This window comes from Arthrobacter sp. Soil761 (assembly GCF_001428325.1).
Classification (GTDB): domain Bacteria; phylum Actinomycetota; class Actinomycetes; order Actinomycetales; family Micrococcaceae; genus Arthrobacter.
This window is the reverse complement of record NZ_LMSF01000004.1, coordinates 95,948-115,380: the sequence shown is the minus strand read 5'-3', so window position 1 is coordinate 115,380 and position 19,433 is coordinate 95,948. Positions and strand designations below refer to the sequence as shown.

Genomic DNA, 19,433 nt, shown 5'->3' with positions numbered 1-19,433 from the left:
AGCAGCGCGGCAGCGACCTCGGTGTCCGTCTCGGACAGGAACGTGACGCCCTTTTCAAGCAGCTCGAGCTTGAGCTCGGCGAAGTTTTCGATGATGCCGTTGTGGATCACGGCCAGCTTGCCGCCGTCAGCCAGGTGCGGGTGCGCGTTGCGGTCCGTCGGGCCGCCGTGCGTGGCCCAGCGGGTGTGTCCGATCCCGGTCACCGTCTCAGGCAACGGGCGGGCCTCCAGCTCGGCAATCAGGTTGCTCAGCTTCCCGGACTTCTTCCGCGACTCAATGGCGCCCTTGGACACCACTGCCACGCCGGCAGAGTCATAACCGCGGTACTCCAGGCGGCGCAGTCCTTCAAGGACAACATCCAGGGCACTGTGACCATTAACTGCACCGTCCACCGGACGGCCTACGTATCCCACGATTCCACACATAGGCACAAGACTATCGGCAGCGTGCCTGTTGCTCTAAACCGGCGGCCCACCCGGCGGGGCTTTTACGGGGGCCTGCGTGACGGGCTCCGCCGCGCTGAGCAGGGCGCTCATTTCGTGATGGGCCGGGCGCGGGGCAGAATCTTTAGCGTGACTTCGCAACGCAATGAAGCGAACGGGGAGGGTGCCTCGCCGTTCGTGGAGCTGGACCGGCAAACCTGGTCCCGGCTCGCAGCCCAGATGGAACAGCCCCTTAATGAAGAGGATGTGCTGCGCCTTCGCGGGCTCGGTGACCCCCTGGACATCAATGAAGTCAGGGATGTCTACCTGCCGCTGTCACGGCTGCTGCACCTGTACGTTGAGGCGGCGGGGCAGCTGCACGCGGCCACTACCACGTTCCTGGGCGAGCAGACCCAGCGCACCCCGTTCGTGATCGGCGTGGCCGGTTCGGTTGCCGTGGGCAAGTCCACTATCGCCCGCGTGCTGCGTGAGATGCTCCGCCGCTGGCCGGGCACCCCCAACGTGGAGCTCATCACCACCGATGGCTTCCTCTACCCCCTGGCCGAACTCAAGCGCCGGCAGCTGCTGGACCGGAAGGGCTTTCCGGAGTCCTACGACCGGCGGGCGCTGCTGCGCTTCGTGAGCGAGATCAAGGGCGGCGCCGAGGAAGTGCGCGCGCCCTGGTACTCCCACGTCACGTACGACATCGTGCCCGGCAAGGAAGTGGTGGTCCGCCGCCCGGACGTGCTCATCGTGGAGGGCCTGAACGTCCTGGCTCCGGCACGGCCCCGGCATGACGGCCGCCAGGGGCTGGCACTGAGCGACTTCTTTGACTTCTCCATCTACGTCGACGCCAAGACCTCCTACATTGAGGAGTGGTACGTGGACCGGTTCCGGAAGCTGCGCAGCACCGCGTTCGCACAGCCGGAGTCCTACTTCCACCGCTACGCCACGCTGTCCGACGAGGAAGCCGAAACCACGGCCCGCGACATCTGGAAGCGGATCAACGAGCCCAATCTGGAGGAGAATGTCCTTCCCACGCGGGGGCGGGCGCAACTGGTGCTGACCAAAGAAGCGGACCACTCCATTCGCCGCATGCTCCTCCGGAAGGTGTAGCACAGGTGTGCTACCAATGCGGGTCTCCCAGCCGGCGCAGCTTCACCCGGTTCCTCGCAGCGGGGGCCGGGCTGACTGTCCTGGCAGCGTGCACGCCTGAGGCACCCAACGCCGTGCCGGCGTCGTCCGCTGCTTCTTCCGCAGCCCCCTCCCCTGCTGCGGTCACCGCTTCAGCGGGCCCGACGGCGGAAGCCGCCACGGTGGGCCAGTCACCGGAGGTGCCGTCCCCCGCACCGTCACCGTCGCCGTCGGCGGCCCTGGCGCGCCAGTTTTCGCTTGATGACCCGGCCAGCCAGTGGGTCATCGTCAACAAGCACCGGCCCCTGAAGCCGGCGGACTTTGTGCCGGCTGACCTGGTGCGTCCCGCCGTCGCCATTTCCGCCGCGGGCGAGGCGGCGCTGTTGAACAGCCTGACGGCGGCGGCAGCCGAAGCGATGTTCGCGGCCGCCGCGCAGGATGGCGTGGCTTTGGTCCTGGCCAGCGGCTACCGCTCGTACAGCACGCAGGTGACCACCTACAACGGGTACGTCGCGGCGCGCGGTCAAGCCGATGCCGACACGGCCAGTGCCCGGCCCGGCCACTCGGAGCACCAGACGGGGTGGGCGTTCGACATCGCGGACGGCGGGGGCGCCTGCAGCTTCCAGCCGTGCTTTGCCGACCAGCCAGCGGCGTCCTGGGCGAAAGCCAACGGCCACCGCTTTGGATTCGTGGTGCGGTATCCCTGGATGCTGCACCCCATCACGGGGTATTACTACGAGCCGTGGCACCTGCGGTACGTGGGCGTGGAGGCGGCCACGGACATGCTGAACCGGGGCATTGGCACGCTGGAGGAATACTTCGGCCTGGAGGCGGCACCGGCGTACCTGTAATGCCGGTGCGCTAGGTTGGTTTCCATGCTTAGTGGATTCAAAAACTTCATTATGAAGGGCAACGTGGTTGACCTTGCGGTCGCCGTCGTCATGGGTACTGCTTTCGGCGCCGTGGTGACGGCGCTGGTCAACAAAGTGCTGATGCCCTTCGTCTCAGGCCTGGTGGGTGCACCCAACTTCGACAGCTTTGGAAGGGTGGAGCTGAACGGCAACGCCATCGAGTTCGGGGTGCTGCTGACCGCGGTGGTGAACTTCCTGCTGATTGCGGCGGCCATCTATTTTGTGGTGGTGATGCCGATGAACATCATGATTGAGCGCCGCAACCGCCGGCTTGGGATCAACAAGGATGTGAAGAAGGACGCTGCAGAGGATCCGCAGGTTGCGCTCCTGACCGAGATCCGGGATGCATTGAAGGACCGGGTCTAAGCCTTTCCAACCGCAAAGTGGCCCGTCTCCCTGTTGGGAGGCGGGCCACTCTTTTTGCTGCGGTTGTTTTGAGCCGCGCCGGCTAGTTGGAGGCGAGCTCCAGCGCGAGTTCGGTGCGGACCACCTGGGCCAGGTGTTCGGCGATGGACTGGGCCGTCTCCTCGTCGGCGGCCTCCACCATGACGCGGACCACGGGCTCTGTGCCGGATGGGCGGAGCAGGACGCGGCCGGTTTCCCCAAGCGCTGCTTCCGCCGATGCCACTGCCTGGGCCAGGACATCGCTGCTGCCCACGCGGGTGCGGTCCACGCCCTTGACGTTGATGAGGACCTGCGGGAGCTTGGTCATCACGGTGGCGAGTTCCTTGAGCGGTTTCCCGGTCAGGGCCACCTGCGCGGCGAGCTGCAGGCCGGTGAGGAGGCCGTCGCCGGTGGTGGCGTGGTCGGCGAAGATGACGTGGCCGGACTGTTCGCCGCCCAGGTTGTAGCCGCCGTCGCGCATGCCCTCCAGCACGTAGCGGTCCCCCACCGCGGTTTCCACGATGGTGATGCCGGCTTCGCGGAGGGCGATCTTCAGGCCGAGGTTGCTCATGACGGTGGCTACCAGGACGTCATCCTTGAGTTTGCCGGAGTTCTTGAGCGCGACGGCGAGGATGGCCATGATCTGGTCGCCGTCAACCTCGTTGCCTTCGTGGTCCACGGCCAGGCAGCGGTCGGCATCGCCGTCGTGGGCGATTCCCAGGTTGGCACCGTACTTGATCACGGCCTCCTTGAGCGGGCCGAGGTGGGTGGAGCCGACGCCATCGTTGATGTTGAGTCCGTCCGGATCGGCGCCGATGACGACCACGTCAGCTCCGGCGTCCTTGAAGAGCTGGGGCGAGCAGCCGCTGGCCGCACCGTTGGCGCAGTCAAGGACCACGGTGAGGCCATCGAGGCGGTGCGGGAGGGTGCGGAGCAGGTGGACGATGTAGCGGTCCTCTGCGTCGGAGAAGCGCTGTATGCGGCCTACGTCGGCGCCGGTGGGCCGGACGGCTTCCTTGCCCATCTGGGCTTCGATGGCGTCCTCCACCTCGTCGGGCAGCTTCTGGCCGCCGCGGGCGAAGAACTTGATGCCGTTATCCGGTGCCGGGTTGTGGGAGGCGGAGATCATGACGCCGAAATCCGCGTCCAGGTCCGCCACCAGGTAAGCGGCCGCGGGGGTGGGCAGGACCCCTGCGTCATAGACGTCGATGCCTGAGCTGGAGAGCCCGGCTTCCACGGCTGCGGCGATGAATTCGCCGCTGGCGCGCGGGTCGCGGGCCAGCACGGCGCGGGGCCGGGAGCCGTTGGAGTTGCGGTCGTGGCCGAGCACGACGGCGGCCGCCTGGGCCAGCTGCAGGGCCAGTTCTGCTGTCAGCAGGCCGTTGGCCAGCCCCCGGACACCATCAGTTCCAAATAATCTAGACACCGGTCAAGTGTAGAGGATGGGTGTGGGGGGAAATGGAAACCGCTGCTTCCCAGGCACGCATTGCCGATCTTCAACCTGAATCAGAAGGCGTCCCAGCGCAATCGCAGGCATCGGGCCGACGATCTCCCGACCGCTTAATTCCTGGATGGCTCCTTGTTTTGGATGCGGCTTTCCCGGCCCTGACTCCATAGACGTGGACGCCAGCTTGTCTTGTCGACCAGATCACCCACGGTTGACGCCAATCGAAGACTGGGTCGCTCCACCAAGGCGCTGAAAGCCACGGCCAAGGCGATAGAAAGCGGTACGGCGATGAGCCCGACTACAACGGGCTCATCAGAATGTGTCACAAGGGCGACGGACACAACCACGGGTTCGTGAGTCAAGTAAAGGCTAAAGGACAGTTTGCCCAGCCATTGGAGAGCCGGAGCACTCCCAATCATGCTGGTCCCCTTCGACCCGACGAACATGAACAGAAGAAGTACTCCGCCGACTGCAGACAGTGCATTGGCTGCAGGAATGCCAGGCAGAATCCAGCGCGACAACAAGAAGATGAGTGTGACGGTGAGAAGCCCACACCACGTGCTGGAACGGAACTTTGCCGCCCACGCGCTGAGAACCTCCACATGCGATGCCATGAGAACGCCGAGTCCAAACATGGGGAGGAATACCAGTACGTCCTCTTCCAGGATGTCTCCTAGGCCGATTGTCATGAGAAGGCCCGCCATGCGCAGCATCCAGGCTTGCCTGAATCGACAGACACCTATGCAAAACATCGGGAGCAACAATGAAAACAGAACTTCCCACCTCAGAGACCAGAGAGGTGAGTTCAAGCTACTTGCGCCGAAAAGCAAGGCTCCATCAATGAAGGCATTTGTGGGTTCTTGATGCTTATTGACCCAAGAACTTAGGTCAGGGTCTGCGATCCTGGGAGCAATCCAGACGGTAATGACAGCGAGACCGAGCGACGCCCACACGGGCGGAAAGATTCGAGCTATTCGCTTACAGTAATAAGCCGGCCAACTCTGAGGACGGCCTCGCAGCCGTGGCAGCGTGAGGACGAACCCGGACAGGATAAAAAACACAAAGACCGCCTCTTGGCCTGCCCAGAAAAGGTGAAGGGGCGAAAAGACGGTCCACCATGTCCACGGTTCGAAGGTGCCGCGTCCGTTGCTGTCCACCGCTTCCGCCAGCTCCGGGGAGACCAGGCAACAGTGATGAATCAGGACCACGCATGCGGCGATGCCCCTCAACCCATCGAGGGCTTGGTACCGCGCCACGCCTATCCCTTGCATGCGTCAAAGGTATGTAGCCGGCCCGGTCCTGCGCCTCAGTAGCAACTACCTGATTTCGCCGTCGCACCTCCCACACGGCCCGGAACCTAGTGGCTATCCGGGCTTTTCAGGCGGAACGGTGATTGGAGCTCCCTTTTGCAGCAAGAAGGCTTCCAACCGGCTACTTGGTCTTCCATCGCGATTACCTGCCTCAGCGAGAGTGCGGGACTTCCTGGCTACTTAGATCACGGTCCGGGTACCTGTCTTTACCTCAAACCCTCGCCGTGCCTACTTCGTGAACCCTACGATCCATGCATGACACCTAGCTATGGGGGCTTGGCGCTCGAAATTGTAGTACCGGTCTACAACGAAGAAGCGGTACTCGAAAACAGCATCACAAGGCTCGCCGATTATCTGACGCATGAAATGCCGTCGACGTGGAAAATTACCATCGCCGATAATGCAAGCACCGACGGGACACCGGTGATTGCCGCTCGACTCAGTGAGCAACATGAAAACATCGAATACCGACGCCTTGAAGCCAAAGGACGCGGCTTGGCACTGAGAGATGCCTGGACCGCTTCCGAAGCAAAAGTCCTCGCCTACTTGGACGTGGATCTATCCACCGATCTTGCGGCGCTTCCGCCCCTTGTCGCCCCCTTGCTGTCTGGTCATTCGGATATTTCGATAGGCACACGGTTGGGTCAGACCTCACGGGTGAGCCGTGGTCCGAAGCGCGAATTCATTTCCCGGTCCTACAACTTCCTGTTGCGTCGCACAATGCACGTGAGGTTTTCCGACGCACAGTGCGGGTTCAAGGCACTTCGGGCCGACGTAGCGAAACGCCTGCTCCCCCATATCGAGGACAACGGCTGGTTTTTCGACACAGAGTTGCTGATCATTGCTGAACGCTCCGGGCTCCGCATTCACGAAATTCCAGTCGATTGGGTGGATGATCCCGACAGCCGGGTCGATATCAAGCAGACTGCTCTGGATGACCTCAGGGGGATGGTGCGGGTAGCCACCTCCTTATTAAAGGGCGTGATTCCTGTTCAGGCAATCTACGCTGAACTCGGACGCCGGCCGATCGCGCCTCTGAACCGGCCAAGCTTCTTTGGGCAGGTACTCCGCTTTGGACTCGTGGGGGCGGCCTCGACTCTGGCGTTCGCTCTGCTGTACCTAATGATGCAGGGACCCCTTGGCTCTCAGGAAGCCAACTTCGTTGCACTACTGCTTACGGCGGTAGGAAATACCGCAGCAAACCGCAGATACACATTCGGTATAAGCGGGCCAGAGAAATTGTTCACCCAACAATTCCAAGGTTTCTTGGTCTTCTTGTTGGCCTGGGCTATCACGTCATCGTGTTTGCTGGTGCTCCACTCGGTGCATCCCGACGCTGCACCCAGAGTGGAACTTCTAGTTCTGACTGCTGCGAACGTCGTTGCGACATTGCTGCGATTCGTGCTCCTCCGCCTCTGGGTCTTCAGAGGCGGCCGTACTTCGGGCAGTGCGACAAGCATGCAAGTTGCGCATGCCGGAAAGTCTGGCCTGTGAAAGTCGCGGAAGAGCAGCGGGGCACTGCGGTCCTGAACGACCAGGTCCCTGTTCACCGGCACAGGGAAAAATGGGCTCTTGGTGCCCTAATGCTCGCGGCGGGGCTCGTGTACGTCTGGGCAGTTGACAGAAATGGCTGGGCAAATGCCTATTACTCTGCTGCGATACAGGCCGGACAGTACAACCTTGAAGCATTTCTTTTCGCTTCGGCTGATTGGGGCAACTTCATCACGGTCGACAAGCCCCCGCTAAGCCTTTGGATTATGGGAATCTCTGTTCGGATTTTTGGCCTCAACTCTTGGTCCATAATGGTTCCACAGGCAGTCATGACATTGGCCAGCACTTACATGGCGTTTCGGCTTTTGAGGCGGTGTTTTCCTTTCTCAACCGCCCTCCTCGCAGGAATCGCCTATGCTTTCGCCCCCATCACAGTCCTGATGGCTCGCTACAACAACCCAGACCCTCTTATGGTTCTTTTGATGGTCGCCGCCCTCTACGCAGGTGTTCGCGCATCCGAGAGCGGTCACTTCAGGTATATGCTCCTGGCGACCGTCTTCCTTATCCTGGGGTTTCTAACTAAGCAACTGCAGGCCTTCCTTGTACTTCCGGCAGTTGCTGCATCGTATTTACTCTACGCACCACTTGGGTGGCGCAGGCGATTCGTTTCCTTGGGTGCCGCGGGCCTCGTGCTAGGGATTGGTTCACTCGCGTGGCCACTTTTCGTGGACTCGCGATTCAATTCAAGTCGCCCTTACATCGGGGGCTCGACCACTAACAGCATGATTGAGCTCACATTGGGGTACAACGGACTGGATCGCGTCCTGCAGCACGACGACTCCCCATCTGCCGCCCTAATACCCGTCCAATTCCGCACGGTGGAATCAGATGCTGGATTGCTTCGACTGTTCAATGCAAACTACGGCCAAGAACTAGGTTGGCTTCTGCTGCCAGCCTTACTTTCCTGCATAGGGTTGATCATTCTCCTAGCGAAAAATAGCTATTCTCGCCGACAGTCAATTCTTATTTGTGGGTCGGTGGCATGGACAGCTACCACCTATATGGTGCTCAGCTTTATGGGAACTAACTTTCATTCCTACTACACTGCATCTCTGGCACTTCCCATGGCTCTATGCCTCGGCCTAGGGACTGACTTGATGAGAAAATCAGTGAACACACGTTCGGGGCGCATTACCCTGGCATTCTCCCTGGTGGTGGCCACGGTGTTCGCGCACGGGATGTGGCAATTGAGCAGCGCCTATCCAGACTGGTTGGGGACTAGCCTCCTACTCCTCGGCGTTTGCGCAGCTGCAGTTCTGGCAGTCCGGGCACCCCGGCAGTGGATACCTCGCACTGCTGGCTCTCTTGCGGTCGGTGTACTCCTTGTAGGCCCCCTTTCCTGCTCCGCATTCACGCTGCAGTCGCCGCAGGAGGGATCAAATCCCATGTCAGGTGCGCTGACAAACAACCCGAATACACTGAGTCGGTTTCTACAAGGGGTAAAGCAGCAAGAGCCAGCGTGGGCCACAGGCATAGCGATTGGTATTAAACCAAGCCCCGCCATGGTCAACCTTGTTCGGCAGGCCCCAGACAGCTGCACATGGGCCGCTGCAACATATCCCGGCCAAACCGCCGCCCAATATCAACTTGCAACAGGACGCGCGGTTATGTCGATTGGGGGATTCGCGGCGGTGGACCCCACACCGACCCTCGAACAATTTCAAACGGCAGTATCCTCCGGTCAGGTCTGCTATGTGATCGAGCAGCAAGAGCAACTGAGGGTGCCGGGCAACAGCAAGGATCTCATTGCCCTACAGGATTGGGTCAAAGCAAACTTTGAAGCGGAGAAGATAGATGGCACTAACGTCTACAACGTCGGCGCTCGATGAACGAAGCGCAGGTAAACCGAAAGCGCCTTGGCCTGACAGATGGACGAGACATTGGCCCGAAGCAGCGCTCTATTCCATAGCCGGACTGGTCTACTTGTGGAACCTAACGATAAATGGATGGGGAAATCCCTATTACGCCTCTGCGGCGCAAGTAGGCGCCGCAGATTTGCAAGGCCTGTTCTACGGTTCTGCCGATGCAGGAAACGGTCTAACAGTAGATAAGCCGCCGGCGCATTTGTGGATAATGGCATTGTCCATAAGGCTATTCGGCCTAAATTCATTGAGCGTCCTCGTCCCTCAAGCATTGATGGGGATTGCAACAGTAGGCATGGTCTACCGCACCACGCTTTGCTGGTCTAGTCGGCGTCAAGCTCTTATTACCGGGCTGTTTGTGGTACTCATTCCTGTGACATCCATTATTTTTAGGTTCAATAATCCGGACGCCTTGCTACTGTTTCTGTGGTCTTTGGCCGTATTTTTCGCCGTGAAGTCAGCAGAAAAGCACCAACCGAGGTATATCTACGCAGCCTCGTTTATCCTGGGCATTGCCTTCCTATGTAAGCAGTTCCAGAGTTGGATTCTGGTACCAGCTCTCGGACTTGCGTTCTTGATCTTCGGCGACGGCCGAATGCGTGCGAGGCTTGGCCATCTTTTTACCGCCGCAGTGGTCACACTTATTCCGGCTTCATTGTGGATTGCGATCGTTGAACTGACGCCGCCCTCGAAAAGACCCTGGATAGGTGGAACAACGACAAACAGCTTTGTCGACCTTACTTTTGGATACAACGGGCTCGGCCGGTTGACCGGCAAGACGGACCTAGGCGCCGTTAATCCAAAAGACTTTTCAGGGGTAGTTGGATATGACGCAAGTCCAATCCGTCTCTTCACCATCAATTACGCTCCCGAGGTGGCATGGCTGCTACCTGTTGCCTTCGTGGGCACAGCTCTGATGGTGATCAGAATCTGCCGCCGCAGCCCGTCCCGTTTGGGGTCCTACGCTATGGCACTATTGGTCATGTGGTTTTTGACCACCTTTGCAGTGCTTAGCTTCATGACCGGTGATATCCACCCGTACTACACCTCGATGCTGGCACTACCAATGGCATCGATGGCTGGCGCCGCGTTCGAAGCCTTCTGGGTGAACAGAAATAGGATGATCTATGTGCGGGGGGCAGCGGTTGTCACGCTCCTCTGCGCTGTACTCACGTCCGGTATCCTCACGTGGTTTCAGGACTGGCAGCCTTGGGCAGTATTCGGAATGAAAGTCGGAGCGCTTGCGTCTGCAGTCGCCCTACTACTTCCCCTTACGGCCAAACGACATCAAGTCGCTTCGATAGCGCTCTTACTAGCAGGGACGACAATAGTCATAATCCCTGCGTTGTTCGTCATCGAGTCCATATCGACTTCCCAGCAAGGATCGTTTCCGATTTCCGGACCTGTTCCGACTGCCGAGAGTTGGCACAAACGCGACGCCGAACAATTGAGGCTGGATGAGAAGAGCAAGTACGCACTCTCTCGAGGAGAGCCTGTGGTCGCAGAAATTGCAGCATACATTGAGGGGACATCTTCTGGCGCGCGTTGGGCGGCTGCGACGACGGGAAGCGAAAATGCGGCCCTTTACCAACTGGCTACGAAGCGTCCGGTGATGTCCGTTGGCGGTTTCTCTGCTCTGGATTCTTACCCGTCACTGAACTCCTTTAAGGACTATCTACACGCAGGAGAAGTGCACTACTACATCCACCAGCCGGGTATCCTAAGTTGGTCTGCCAGCCCGAACACACTGTCGGTTGTCGCTTGGATCCAAGACCACTACCCATACCGGGAATTCGCCGGTGTTCGTCTGTATGATCTGACGCAGCAACTACCAGACTGAAGCGACAGAAGCCCGCCCCGCTGGATAGCGGGGCGGGCTTCTGTGCAAGCGGATTTAGCGCTTGGAGTACTGCTGAGCCTTACGGGCCTTCTTGAGACCAGCCTTCTTACGCTCGATGACACGGGCGTCGCGGGACAGGTAACCGGCCTTCTTCAGGGTCGCGCGGTTGTTCTCGACGTCGATCTCGTTCAGGGAACGGGCGATGCCAAGACGCAGGGCGCCTGCCTGGCCGGAGATGCCGCCGCCGTGGATGCGGGCGATGACGTCGTAGGCACCTTCGAGATCGAGGATCTTGAAGGGCTCGTTGACGTCCTGCTGGTGCAGCTTGTTGGGGAAGTAGTTCGCCAGCTCGCGGCCGTTGATGGTCCACTTGCCGGAGCCGGGCACAACGCGGACGCGTGCAACGGCTTCCTTGCGGCGGCCAACAGCTGCGCCGGCAACGGTCAGGGCCGGGCGCTCCTTCTTGGGAGCAGCTTCAGCAGCTGAGCTCTCAGAGGTGTAGCTGGTCAGGTTTTCCTCGGCCTCGACGACCTCGGTGGTCTCTTCGTTCTGAGCCACGATTCTCCTTGTATAGATAAGTTGTTTGGTGGCCAGGACTACTGGGCGACCTGGGTGATTTCGAAAGTCTTGGGCTGCTGGGCGGCGTGCGGGTGCTCGGCACCGCGGTACACCTTCAGCTTGCCGAGCTGCTGGGCAGCCAGGGAGTTCTTGGGGAGCATGCCCTTGATGGCCTTCTCAACGGCGCGGACCGGGTTCGATTCCAGCAGTTCCGCGTAGTTGACGGAGGTCAGGCCGCCCGGGTAGCCGGAGTGGCGGTATGCGCGCTTCTGCTCCAGCTTGGCACCGGTCAGGGCTACCTTCTCGGCGTTGATGATGATGACAAAGTCGCCCATGTCCATGTGGGATGCGAAAGTGGCCTTGTGCTTGCCGCGCAGCAGGATTGCGGTCTGGCTTGCAAGACGACCAAGGACAACGTCGGTGGCGTCAATGACGTGCCACTGGCGGTTGATATCGCCGGGCTTCGGGGTGTACGTACGCACGGTGTTTGCCTCGTTCTTGTTCTGGCGTTCTTGTTTAGGTGTCGCTAGCTCGCGCACCTACTGTCTGCGCGCTACCGGAACAGAGGTGAGGGCTCCATGTAACCAGTCATCCTGAAGTTCCGAATGTGCACGTTGAGTAGTTATCCTGCAACCGGATTCTCAAGCGGGCACGCACCATCGGAATAGGACACGCACAACGACTACCAAGATTAGCGCGTCAAGGGGTTCAGGGTCAAAATGGGGTAGCCGGCGGTGGGTACATCCCGCGCCGGCCCAAGCTACTTAGGGGGCCGCAGTGGTATCAGCAGGGGGCAACGGTCCGACCGCTGGTCTCATGGTCGTTGCCATCGGCCTCCTGGGGCTCTTCCTCTCCCCCGTGGCCGAGCTCTTGATTTCGCGACTGCTCCCGCGGCTGGGTGGCCTTCCTACTTTGCGGGTTCGGATTACGACGGCGGCAATCACCGGCGCCGCCTGTGTCGCCCTCGTTGTGCGTTTCGGAAATACTGCGGCACTGCCCGCATTGATACTCCTGGCCGTGCTTGGTGTGCAGCTTGCCAGGGTGGATATTGCGCTGCATTTATTGCCCAACCAGCTGGTCATAATTTTGCTAGTAGCCGGCGTTCTCTTGTTGGCAGCACCCCTGATATTTGGTCAGCAGGCTGATGACTTTCTGCGCGCACTTCTCAGCGCCGCGATTTTGTTCGCCATCTACGTTCTTTTGGCTTTGATTTCGCCTGGTGCCATCGGTATGGGTGATGTAAAGCTGGCGGCACCTATCGGCCTTTATCTGGGGTACCTAGGTTGGAGCCAACTGCTGTATGGCGGCCTTCTGGGCTTCATTGTGAACGGGATCAGCACAGCCATAATCGTCGGTGGAAAACGCCGGAATAGGGCCAAGGAAGTGGCACATGGCCCCGCTATGCTGGGCGCCCTGGCCATCACAGCACTGCTCATCCCGTAGCCGGAACACTCCCTTCCGGACGCCTCCCGCTCGTGGTGAAGCGCACCCATCCAAGTAGTAAAGAGAACACGCGGATCTCACCCTAGGTACCTTTCCGAGTATTCGAGTACGTCAGTTCAGCATGCCACGAAAAATTCGAGTACTACTACGCATTGTTGCCCGTTGGCTTGAATGACAATCTCTTCTTAGCGAAGTCCAGCCGCTAAGGATTTATGGGGGCAGCTGGAAATTCGTTGAAATACAAATCACTTCAATTTCACCGAATTAAGGAAAATACAATGACTTCTCTCATGGTCTCGATGATGGCTTTCGTCACCGGTGTCAAGGAGCGTTTCTCCTCGGAAAAGGGAGCGACGGCCACCGAGTACTCCCTGCTGGTAGGCCTCATCGCACTGGTGATCGTCGCGGGCGTAACGCTCTTCGGCGGCAACCTCAACACCTTCTTCAACGGACTCGCTGGCAAGGTTGGCGCCTGGTAGAAGCCAACGTCAACGAGGGAGTGTCGACAAAATGTCAAACATTAATGCCTTTGTTCGAGAACTGGCGGTTGCCATCCGGACAATCTTCACCAGCGAAAAGGGCGCAACGGCCACTGAATACTCACTGCTCGTTGGACTTATTGCCTTGGTTATCGTCGCAGGGGTAACTCTCTTCGGCACTAACCTGAATGCCTTCTTCAATGGTCTAGCCGGCACTGTCGGCGCTTGGTAGTTATCCGGGATCGGTGTGCCGTGCTCCCGAGCACGGCACACCGACCCTTTTCAAGCTGCAACCGTCCAGGGGGACCCTTTGAAACGCAGCAACAGAACTTCTGATAACGGTGAACGGGGTGCCGTTGCAGTCGAATTCGCGTTAGTCGCCCCGATTCTGGTCGCTTTGATCATAGCCATCGTCGAGTTCTCAAATGCATACAACATTCAAGTCTCTGTCACACAGGCATCACGCGAAGCTGCCCGGACGATGGCCATCACCAAGGACGCGACGAAAGCAACGGCAGCTGGCAAGGCCGGCGCACCTTCAATTAACTCCTCTCTGCTCACCTTCGACTTCTCGTCAGCGACCTGCCCGGCAGCGACGCCAGCATCGACTGCAGTAGTAACGGTCAAATACAGCGGCTCTTCTCTAACAGGGTTTTTCGGCCCGAGCCTCACAGTCACAGGTAAAGGGGCTATGCAATGTGGCGGTTAGTCAAAAAGGCAAGGGGTGCAAACGAAGGTGAACGCGGAGCAGCCGGTGTGACAGTCGCTGTCATGATGCTCGTCCTCATAGGCGCGGGTGCAATGGCGGTCGATGTCGGGCAGATCTATGCCGAGCGCGCGCAACTGCAAAATGGCGCCGACGCAAGCGCCCTAGCCGTTGCTCTAAGTTGCCAGGCCGGCACCTGTACTCCTGCCCTTGCGAATGACTTGGCAAATTCAAACTCCAACGATGGCGCCAGCACGGCTTCCGTTGATCTTTCGACACCCGGTCAAGTGACAGTCACTACGTCCACGAAAAATGGTTCGTCCAGTTTTCTGACGAACCTATTCGCAAATGCAATTAACGCTGGCCCGGTAACGGTTGGTGCCCAAGCTGTAGCAGCTGCGGGCCCCCCTGGTGGCGGCTCCGGATTCCCGCTGGCTTTGTCTAACAACTGTTACAACCTGGCTTCAGGGAGCCAGACGGCGGAAGTTCAGAAGATGTCATACAAACCGGGAGGGACATGCACGGGCCCCTCCGGAACACAGATTCCAGGCGGTTGGGGCTGGCTTGACCAGGACTCCCCCTGTGTCGCTGACACACAAGTGGGAACAAATGATATGGGATCGGACCCCGGCAATAACCCTCCAAGTGGCTGCGCAACAATTCTCGGTACCTGGAAAACCACGATCGAAGCAGGAGGAGAAGTCAAAGTCGAATTCCCCGTGTTCGACACGTCCTCTGGCACTGGGCAGGGTGGTTCGTTCCACATTATTGGTTACGCAACATTCAAAATCTGGGGCTGGAAGTTCGGCAACAACGGAGTTTACGAGTTCCGCAACACCGCCAGTGACCCCGGAATGACAAGCTCCCTAGCTTGCTCAGGCGGAAACGACCGCTGTGTCATCGGCCAGTTCGTCAAATACTCGGTTATCGGCTCCGGTGGCTACATTCCTGGAGGCCAAAATCTGGGCACGTCGGAAATCCGGCTCATCAAATAGTTCCAACTAAGGGGAAAGTAATGAAAACACGCCTACTGGGAGGCATAGCCGCACTGGTGGTAGCAGTTCTTGGCACAGTCCTTCTCTTCAATTACGTCCAAGGAGCGGATCGACGCGCCTTGGCAAACACCGAAACAGAGGACGTACTGGTCGTCAAACAGAACGTCCCGGCCGGAACGCCGGCCAGCCAACTCTCGCAGTACGTTACTACTAAAGCAGTGCCACGCACCGCCGTGGCAGTCGATGGAGTCCACGATCTGGCCTCGTTGGGATCGACAGTCACCGCAGTCGCGCTGGTGCCTGGCGAGCAGCTCCTCAGCAGCCGCCTCGTAGACGCAAATGCCTACCTCGGCCCGTCACGGGTTGCGGTGCCACCCGGGCTCCAGGAAATCACTCTTCGCCTGGGGATTGAGCGGGTCGTCGGCGGCAAGATCCAGGCCGGCGACACAGTAGGCGTGTTCATCTCCATGACAGATCCTTCGGGCGTCGGCAACGGAACCCAGCTCACGTTCCACAAGGTTCTAGTCACTGCCGTTCAGTTCAGTTCGGGAGCCGCAGCCCAAACGCAGGCGCAATCAACTCAAGGGAGCTCATCGGGTGCCCTCAACGCGGCTAGCGAGAACAAGCCAGCTACAAGCGATTCGTACCTGATCACGTTCGCCCGGAATGCAGTCGACACCGAAAAGCTCGTTTATGCCGCTGAATTCGGGAAGGTCTACCTCTCGAAAGAACCGGCCGACGCCACTGAAGGCACCAACGGTGTAGTCAACCAAACAAAGGTATTCAAATGAGCCGGTTCATTCTGATATCGCCATCCCTTGACTACGAGCGCAAGGTTCGGGCATCTGTAGCCCCGTTGAGCGGATCATTGCAGTTTTTCCAAGCCGCTTACCTTCCCGAGTCCCCTGAAGATCTCCTTCGGCAGCAAGCAGGCGAACCTCCAGAGGTGCTCATTCTTGGCCCCGGGCTTCCGCAGGAGGAAGCCCTGAAATTCGCCGCGGTCATGGACCTGCAATATCCCGAAATCAGCATCGTGCTGGCGGCAGATGACGACGGCGATCTTGCCTTGAATGCAATGCGTTCCGGTATTCGTGATCTGATCCCGCCCGCAGCAGATCTAGACCAGGTTCGAGCACTGGTGGAACGGGCGAGCCTTGCGGCCGCCGGACGCCGGCGGGGTTTGGCACCAAACACTGCCGAGCGTCCGGCCGCTGAAGGAGGCCGGGTCATCGCCGTCATGTCTCCCAAAGGCGGGGTGGGTAAGACGACGGTGGCCAGCAACCTTGCGATCGGCTTGGGACAGGTTTCACCCATGAGCGTCGTGGTTGTCGACCTGGATCTCCAGTTCGGGGACATAGCAAGCGGCCTGATGCTTGAGCCTGAATTCACGATCACGGAGGCTGTGGTGGGTGCCGCGAGCCAGGATGCAATGGTACTCAAGACCTATTTGTCTCTCCACCCAGGCAACATTTACGTCCTGTGCGCGCCCCGCAATCCTATCGATATGGACCGGATATCCGGCGAAAATATAAGCCACTTACTTCGCCAACTGAGGGCAGAGTTCCAATATGTGGTGGTCGATACCGCACCCGGCCTTGGCGAGCACGTGCTGGCCACTCTGGAGCAGGCCACGGACGCTGTTTGGGTATGCGGAATGGATGTCCCGAGTATTCGTGGGTTGCGAACCGGGTTCCAGATCCTTTCGGAACTCGATCTGCTCCCTGATAACCGGCACGTGGTGCTAAACATGGCGGATCGGCGGACGGGCCTGACAGTTCAAGACGTTGAGGCCACCATTGGCGCGCCTGTAGATGTCGTTCTTCCCAAGTCCCGCGCGGTCCCATTCTCGACGAACAAGGGCGTCCCGCTGCTTCAGGATGGCAGCCGGGATGGAGCAGCCAAGGGGCTGCGCAAGTTGGTCGAGCGGTTCAAACCTAATTGGGAAGCGCCACGCAAGAAGGTCCACAGAAGGGCGGTAGTTCAGTGAGTCTCTCCAACCGTTTTGCAAAGTTGCGTGGCGAGTCCGATGCTCCCACTTCCGAAGCTGCCCCATACCTCGCATCTACCTTGGGTTCTATTCAACTGGCTCAAGCAGCTGAGCAGGCCCAAGCCCCGGTGACGATAGAAGTAACCGGTGGAACTGCGAGCGAGGCACTCACAGGCCTCAAGGAACGGGCCAGTCAGGCACTCTACGAGAGGCTGGGCTCCCGGATCACGGACTCATCCCTTGAGGAGGCTGAGCTCCATCAGTTTGTAAAGGATGAGCTGAAGGCAGTTGTTGATGAGGAACAGGTCCCTCTGTCACAGGGTGAGCGACAGCGCCTCACACGGGAGATCATCGACGATGTCCTCGGACATGGACCGCTGCAGCGGTACCTGGACGACCCGTCAGTCACAGAAATTATGGTGAACAGGGCGGACCAGATATACGTCGAGCGAAATGGGCACCTTTTCCTCACCGACACCAAGTTCAGTAATGAGGATGCTCTTCGTAGGGTCATTGAGCGGATCGTCACCCGGATTGGGCGCCGAATCGATGAATCGTCCCCACTTGTGGATGCTCGCTTGGCCGATGGATCCCGTGTAAACGCGATCATCCCTCCGTTGGCGGTGAACGGCGCGTCGCTGACAATCCGTAAGTTCGGGCGCGAGGCGCTGACGGTACAAAAACTGGTCAGCTTCGGAAGCCTGTCCCCCGAAATGGCCGAGTTGCTCCAGGCATGCGTATTGGCAAGGATGAACATCATCGTTTCCGGTGGTACGGGCACCGGCAAGACGACGATGTTGAACGTGCTTTCCTCCTTCATCCCCGCTACGGACCGCATCGTGACCATCGAGGATGCCGTCGAACTGCAGCTTCAGCAGGACCACGTGGTCAGACTCGAAAGCCGGCCAGCGAATATTGAAGGCAAGGGCGAGGTCTCTATTCGTGATCTGGTCCGCAACTCTCTTCGTATGAGGCCTGACCGCATTGTTGTCGGTGAGGTCCGTGGCGGCGAATCACTCGATATGCTCCAGGCGATGAACACCGGCCACGACGGCTCGATCTCGACCGTCCACGCCAACTCGCCTCGTGACGCAGTGGCCCGCCTGGAAACACTTGTCCTCATGGCAGGGATGGACCTACCGCTCAGGGCAATCCGGGAGCAGATTGCGTCCGCGGTAAACCTGATCGTGCATATCTCGCGGCTCAGGGACGGATCACGGCGGGTGACACACATAACTGAAGTGCAGGGCATGGAAGGAGACATCGTCACGCTTCAGGATGCCTTCGTCTTCGACTATTCCGCGGGCATTGACGCGAACGGCCGATTCCTTGGGAAGCCTATTCCTACCGGAGTCCGGCCCCGGTTCACGGACAGGTTCGAGGAACTGGGAATCAAAATCTCCCCTGCTGTTTTTGGTGCGCAAGGGCCAAGGAGTCGATAGATGGAAACTCCAGAAGCTCCGGTCATGATGTTGGTTGCGGGGGTGCTAATGATCTTCACGTCGATCATTGTCACTTTCATTGTCGTACTGAAACCCCGTCATGCGATTCCGCTCTCACGGCGCCGGCCGGATGTGCCCGCAGGTGCTTCCAGGCTGACTGTCCTCACCGATACTGCAGTTGGCGCCATCAACAAACGTATGAAAGGAAGAAAAGACTTTCTGGTTAGCCGCGAAAAGCTGGAACAGGCCGGGTTAAAGACCCAGCCAGCCGACTTCCTGCTCATGATGGGCGCGGGCGCGCTGGCGGGAAGCGTCTTCGGTTTCCTGCTTGGGGGGCTCTTCTTCGCGATCATTCTGCTCGCAGTTGTTCCGGCCGGAATGCTCGCCTATCTTTCGGTACTAACTTCCAGACGGAAGGGCAAGTTCGATGAGCAACTGCCGGACACCCTGCAAATGCTCACCGGAAGCATGCGTGCTGGTCATTCCCTCTTGCGAGCTATCGACGCGTCAGCACGTGAAAGTGACGCACCCATGTCGGAAGAACTCAGCAGGATCGTCAACGAAACGAGGATCGGCCGCGACCTTGGGGATTCAATGAACGAGGTTTCTTCTCGCACCGGCAGCGAGGACTTCAGTTGGATCTCCCAAGCCATTGAGATCCACCGTGAGGTGGGCGGAGATTTGGCGGAAGTGCTCGACCACGTCGGCGAAACCATCCGTGATCGTAACCAGATACGCCGCCAGGTAAAGGCGCTTAGTGCCGAAGGCAAGATGTCGGCTGCCGTGCTCATGGGACTGCCAGTTGTTTTGTTCTTCGCCCTGATCCTGATCAACGGTCAATATGCGAAAACGTTTACGAGCACCGTTCCTGGTTACCTGATGCTGAGCGCTGCGGCTGTAATGCTCACTGCCGGTGGCTTCTGGCTCAGCCGGCTTATCAAGCCAAAGTATTAGGAGAGCAA

Annotated in this window: 19 protein-coding genes and 1 pseudogene; 15 read left to right on the top strand and 5 right to left on the bottom strand. The window is 59.2% G+C overall.

All coding sequences use genetic code 11. From position 1 onward, the window contains the following. Positions 1 to 425: pseudogene (locus ASG79_RS05220) on the bottom strand (glutamine--fructose-6-phosphate aminotransferase); the annotation flags it as partial. A gap of 117 nt (positions 426 to 542) precedes the next feature. On the opposite strand from ASG79_RS05220, the gene coaA reads away from it, so the two are divergent. Genes coaA through mscL form a run of 3 tightly spaced genes read left to right on the top strand, consistent with a single transcriptional unit; the run spans position 543 to position 2,833 of the window. Further along, positions 543 to 1,538, top strand: a complete 996-nt coding sequence (gene coaA, locus ASG79_RS05215; RefSeq protein ID WP_186447803.1) for a type I pantothenate kinase — start codon at positions 543 to 545, stop codon at positions 1,536 to 1,538. 5 nt (positions 1,539 to 1,543) lie between these two features. Continuing rightward, the gene (locus ASG79_RS05210) at positions 1,544 to 2,407 is read left to right on the top strand and encodes a D-alanyl-D-alanine carboxypeptidase family protein (RefSeq protein ID WP_056389024.1); all 864 of its coding nucleotides are present in this window, start codon (positions 1,544 to 1,546) and stop codon (positions 2,405 to 2,407) included. A gap of 24 nt (positions 2,408 to 2,431) precedes the next feature. Continuing rightward, positions 2,432 to 2,833 carry a large conductance mechanosensitive channel protein MscL gene (gene mscL / locus ASG79_RS05205; protein ID WP_056389022.1) on the top strand — a complete coding sequence of 134 codons (402 nt, stop codon included), beginning with the start codon at positions 2,432 to 2,434 and terminating at the stop codon, positions 2,831 to 2,833. 82 nt (positions 2,834 to 2,915) lie between these two features. Here the strand turns inward: mscL and glmM are convergent, their stop codons facing one another. Together glmM and ASG79_RS05195 are read right to left on the bottom strand one after the other, a co-directional pair. After that, complete coding sequence (glmM, locus tag ASG79_RS05200; RefSeq protein WP_026265751.1) at positions 2,916 to 4,277, bottom strand: phosphoglucosamine mutase; 1,362 nt, start codon at positions 4,275 to 4,277, stop codon at positions 2,916 to 2,918. Between the two features lie 134 nt (positions 4,278 to 4,411). Next, positions 4,412 to 5,569, bottom strand: a complete 1,158-nt coding sequence (locus tag ASG79_RS05195; protein WP_056389020.1) for an acyltransferase family protein — start codon at positions 5,567 to 5,569, stop codon at positions 4,412 to 4,414. A gap of 294 nt (positions 5,570 to 5,863) precedes the next feature. On the opposite strand from ASG79_RS05195, the gene ASG79_RS05190 reads away from it, so the two are divergent. From ASG79_RS05190 to ASG79_RS05180, 3 genes are read left to right on the top strand one after another with little or no spacing between them, the layout of a single operon-like run. Beyond that, positions 5,864 to 7,102 (top strand): bifunctional glycosyltransferase family 2/GtrA family protein, encoded by a 1,239-nt coding sequence (locus tag ASG79_RS05190; protein WP_056389017.1) that lies wholly within the window; start codon positions 5,864 to 5,866, stop codon positions 7,100 to 7,102. Further along, positions 7,099 to 8,988: an ArnT family glycosyltransferase gene (locus tag ASG79_RS05185; protein ID WP_056389013.1), complete on the top strand. Its 1,890-nt coding sequence runs from the start codon at positions 7,099 to 7,101 to the stop codon at positions 8,986 to 8,988. The genes ASG79_RS05190 and ASG79_RS05185 overlap by 4 nt, the downstream gene beginning before the upstream one ends. Next, a complete protein-coding gene (locus ASG79_RS05180) occupies positions 8,954 to 10,861 on the top strand; it encodes a glycosyltransferase family 39 protein (RefSeq protein ID WP_082581684.1) in 1,908 nt (635 codons plus the stop codon). Before ASG79_RS05185 ends, ASG79_RS05180 begins: the two co-directional genes overlap by 35 nt. Before the next feature lie 54 nt (positions 10,862 to 10,915). Here the strand turns inward: ASG79_RS05180 and rpsI are convergent, their stop codons facing one another. Together rpsI and rplM are read right to left on the bottom strand one after the other, a co-directional pair. Further along, positions 10,916 to 11,419 (bottom strand): 30S ribosomal protein S9, encoded by a 504-nt coding sequence (rpsI, locus tag ASG79_RS05175; RefSeq protein ID WP_018769171.1) that lies wholly within the window; start codon positions 11,417 to 11,419, stop codon positions 10,916 to 10,918. A gap of 38 nt (positions 11,420 to 11,457) precedes the next feature. Beyond that, positions 11,458 to 11,901 carry a 50S ribosomal protein L13 gene (gene rplM / locus ASG79_RS05170; protein WP_015937805.1) on the bottom strand — a complete coding sequence of 148 codons (444 nt, stop codon included), beginning with the start codon at positions 11,899 to 11,901 and terminating at the stop codon, positions 11,458 to 11,460. A 334-nt stretch (positions 11,902 to 12,235) separates the two neighbouring features. On the opposite strand from rplM, the gene ASG79_RS05165 reads away from it, so the two are divergent. The 9 genes from ASG79_RS05165 (at position 12,236) to ASG79_RS05135 (ending at position 19,425) form a co-directional block, all read left to right on the top strand. Continuing rightward, positions 12,236 to 12,862 (top strand): prepilin peptidase, encoded by a 627-nt coding sequence (locus ASG79_RS05165; RefSeq protein WP_056389008.1) that lies wholly within the window; start codon positions 12,236 to 12,238, stop codon positions 12,860 to 12,862. Positions 12,863 to 13,140: 278 nt separating this feature from the next. Then, positions 13,141 to 13,341, top strand: coding sequence for a Flp family type IVb pilin (locus ASG79_RS05160; protein WP_056389004.1), 201 nt, complete (start codon positions 13,141 to 13,143; stop codon positions 13,339 to 13,341). 31 nt (positions 13,342 to 13,372) lie between these two features. Then, a complete protein-coding gene (locus tag ASG79_RS23015) occupies positions 13,373 to 13,573 on the top strand; it encodes a Flp family type IVb pilin (protein WP_082581683.1) in 201 nt (66 codons plus the stop codon). Positions 13,574 to 13,651: 78 nt separating this feature from the next. After that, complete coding sequence (locus tag ASG79_RS23010; protein WP_082581682.1) at positions 13,652 to 14,050, top strand: TadE family protein; 399 nt, start codon at positions 13,652 to 13,654, stop codon at positions 14,048 to 14,050. After that, a complete protein-coding gene (locus ASG79_RS05155; protein ID WP_056389001.1) occupies positions 14,038 to 15,042 on the top strand; it encodes a TadE/TadG family type IV pilus assembly protein in 1,005 nt (334 codons plus the stop codon). Before ASG79_RS23010 ends, ASG79_RS05155 begins: the two co-directional genes overlap by 13 nt. A 20-nt stretch (positions 15,043 to 15,062) precedes the next feature. Beyond that, positions 15,063 to 15,833 carry a Flp pilus assembly protein CpaB gene (locus ASG79_RS05150; protein ID WP_056388998.1) on the top strand — a complete coding sequence of 257 codons (771 nt, stop codon included), beginning with the start codon at positions 15,063 to 15,065 and terminating at the stop codon, positions 15,831 to 15,833. Next, positions 15,830 to 17,029: an AAA family ATPase gene (locus tag ASG79_RS05145; protein ID WP_056388994.1), complete on the top strand. Its 1,200-nt coding sequence runs from the start codon at positions 15,830 to 15,832 to the stop codon at positions 17,027 to 17,029. Before ASG79_RS05150 ends, ASG79_RS05145 begins: the two co-directional genes overlap by 4 nt. After that, on the top strand, positions 17,026 to 18,471 hold the full coding sequence (locus tag ASG79_RS05140) for a CpaF family protein (RefSeq protein ID WP_056388991.1): 1,446 nt from the start codon (positions 17,026 to 17,028) through the stop codon (positions 18,469 to 18,471). The genes ASG79_RS05145 and ASG79_RS05140 overlap by 4 nt, the downstream gene beginning before the upstream one ends. After that, positions 18,472 to 19,425 carry a type II secretion system F family protein gene (locus tag ASG79_RS05135; RefSeq protein ID WP_056388988.1) on the top strand — a complete coding sequence of 318 codons (954 nt, stop codon included), beginning with the start codon at positions 18,472 to 18,474 and terminating at the stop codon, positions 19,423 to 19,425. The last annotated feature ends 8 nt before the right edge of the window (positions 19,426 to 19,433 follow it).